This window comes from Mycobacterium sp. (assembly GCF_050701675.1).
In the GTDB taxonomy this organism is placed as follows: Bacteria; Actinomycetota; Actinomycetes; order Mycobacteriales; family Mycobacteriaceae; genus Mycobacterium.
On record NZ_JBOGDD010000119.1, the window covers coordinates 1 to 2,664 of the forward strand.

4 protein-coding genes are annotated in these 2,664 nt (G+C 65.1%); 3 read left to right on the top strand and 1 reads right to left on the bottom strand.

Features of this window, described 5'->3' with window-relative positions; all coding sequences use genetic code 11:
* On the bottom strand, positions 1–381 hold a 381-nt coding region (locus ACRDUX_RS03635; protein ID WP_526411106.1), incomplete at its 3' end, for a LysE/ArgO family amino acid transporter.
* A gap of 248 nt (positions 382–629) precedes the next feature.
* Between ACRDUX_RS03635 and ACRDUX_RS03640 the strand changes: the two genes are divergently transcribed.
* From ACRDUX_RS03640 to ACRDUX_RS03650, 3 genes are all read left to right on the top strand, one after another.
* On the top strand, positions 630–1,592 hold the full coding sequence (locus ACRDUX_RS03640) for a GlxA family transcriptional regulator (RefSeq protein ID WP_526411108.1): 963 nt from the start codon (positions 630–632) through the stop codon (positions 1,590–1,592).
* Positions 1,593–1,610: 18 nt separating this feature from the next.
* Positions 1,611–2,330, top strand: coding sequence for a DJ-1/PfpI family protein (locus ACRDUX_RS03645; protein ID WP_526411110.1), 720 nt, complete (start codon positions 1,611–1,613; stop codon positions 2,328–2,330).
* Positions 2,317–2,664 (top strand): SDR family oxidoreductase (locus ACRDUX_RS03650; RefSeq protein ID WP_526411112.1); only part of this gene is annotated, 348 nt, incomplete at its 3' end. The genes ACRDUX_RS03645 and ACRDUX_RS03650, both read left to right, overlap by 14 nt.

Here is a 2,664-nt window from a genome sequence, read left to right on the forward strand (position 1 = left end):
GTCCAGGTACACGTGGGGATTGAGGAACGTCAGCGCAGCGCAGGTCACCAGGACCTCGGCCAACCGCGCAGGCGCTGCGTCGGACGGTGCCAGCGAGGCGGGCCGATACGCCCGTCTGGCCGCCAACAGTCCGTAGCAGATGAGGAACGCCGCGCCGCCGAACTTGGCGACGTTCAGGGCTGCGGGATGCGCGCTGATCAATGCGCCGATGCCGGCGATTCCCGCGGCGATCAGCACGATGTCGGACATCGTGCACATCGCGACCACCGGGAGAACGTGCTCGCGGCGGATGCCCTGACGCAGGACGAATGCGTTCTGTGCGCCGATGGCGGCGATCAGGGCGAAGGATGCCAGGAAGCCCAAGACGAGGGGTGAGGTCACGTCTCGACGCTATGTCTCGCAGGTGATGCAGTACAGCTAATTGTGCTTCATGCACATTAGAATGACTAATGTGAGCCTGGACGCGCTACAGCTCGGTCGTCGCCCCGGCATCTCCCCGGTATCTGTTGACAGTGTGGTTCGAACAGAAGGCTCACCGGCTATCCGCCGGAGGTGACTGCCACACCGATGGCCTGATCTGTGGGATACGTGTCATTGACGCCATCGCTGGCCCGACGAAGACTGAGACCATGAGATCGGTCGTCATCGTCGGTTACCCAGATGTGCAGGCCCTCGATGTCGTTGGACCGTTCGAGGTGTTCGTCGGCGCCCGACGCTATGTAGAAACCGACACATGGTCGCAGACGGGCTACGAGGTGGCTGTCGCCACCACGACCGGCGACCTGATACCGACAAGCACCGGTGTGACATTTGGAACCATCGCACTGCCCGATCCTCGCACCGTCGACACAGTGGTTGTGCCGGGCGGAGCGGGGATCATGCGGGCCCTGACGGACGAGGTCTTGCTGACCTGGGTCAGAGCGGCGGCGGCTCACGCGCGGCGGTTCACCACCGTCTGCACCGGTGCGTTTCTGGCCGCCGAGGCCGGCCTGCTGGACGGGCATGAGGTCACCACGCATTGGGCGTTCGCCGAGCAGTTGGCGCATCGGTACCCGAACGTGCACGTCAACGCCAATCGCATGTTCGTCAGAAGCTCGAAGCGGACCTGGACGGCAGCAGGGATCAGCGCGGGCATGGATCTCGCCCTGGCGCTAGTGGAAGCTGACCATGGCACCGAAGTCGCGAAATCGGTTGCACGCTGGCTTGTTCTGGCCCTGCGTCGACCCGGTGGGCAAGGGCAGTTCGCCGGTCCGGCCTGGTCTCCGCGGGCGCGACGCACCGGCATCCGGGCTCTCCAGGAAGCTGTCGAAGCAGACCCCGCAGCAGCCCACACTGTGGCCACACTTGCCGAGCGCGCCGCCATGAGCGTGCGGCACTTCACCCGTGTATTCACCGACGAAGTCGGCGAGGCGCCCGGCGCGTACGTCGAGCGCGTGCGGATGGACGCGGCGCGCCGCCAACTCGAAGAAACGTCGGATACCGTCGCCGTCATCGCCACACGATGTGGCTTCGGAACCGCAGAATCGATGCGGCGCAACTTCATTCGTCGGATCGGCGTCTCGCCGAAGGCCTATCGCAAGACGTTCGCATAGTGGAAGGAATCCCCGACGATGCCCGATGACCATACGTCACCGACGACCATCGCGATGCTGATCTATCCGGACTTCACCACCCTTGACCTCATCGGCCCGCAACAAGTGCTCGCCGGGGTCCCTGGCGTGACCATCGACCTGGTGGCAAAGAGCGCCGACGCGGTCATCAGCGACAGCAAGGTGTCGGTCATCCCGGACAGAACCTTCTCAGACTGCAGATCCGCTTACGACGTGGTGATCGTCCCGGGAACGAAGAGCACGCATCAGATGGTCGAGGATGAGGAGACGCTGGCGTTCCTGCGGTCCGTTTCGGCCGACGCGCGGTATGTGACCAGTGTCTGCACCGGCTCGCTCATTCTGGCGGCCGCCGGGCTGCTCACGGGATACCGCGCCGCATCCCACTGGGCGTTTCGGAGCTTCCTCCAAGCGTACGGTGCCATCCCGGACGACGGCCGCACCGTCATCGATCGCAATCGCATCACCGGTGGTGGAGTGACCGCCGGGATCGACTTCGGCCTTCACGTGGCCGCGATCTTGGCCGGTGAAGACACCGCCAGGCTGCGTCAACTGGTGATGGAGTACGACCCGGACCCGCCGTATGAATGCGGCACCCCGGACCGGGCCGATGCCAGCACCCTCGCCAAGGCGGAGCAGCGGTTGGCTCCGCTTGTCGCCGCGATGACAGCAGCGACCGGACGAATTACCCGACAAAGAAAGGACAGCGATGCACCGGCTTGACGGGAAGACCGCGCTGATCACCGGAGGAACAAGCGGTATCGGGCTGGCGACCGCACGGCTATTCATCGACCACGGCGCACGGGTGATCGTGACAGGACGCGACCGGGCCGCCTTGAGCCGCACCGGCAGCCAACTCGGCGCGCGGTGCACGACGATCAGGGCTGACGTCACCTCGGCCGAAGAGATGAGGGCGGCGGCGGAGCACATCGCTTCGAGCGCAGGCGAACTCGACATCTTTGTGGCCAGCGCCGGCATCGCGTACGCGACGCCACTGGGGGAGACGGACGAGGCGCGCTATGACCAGTTGATGGACGTCAACGTCAAAGGCGTGTTC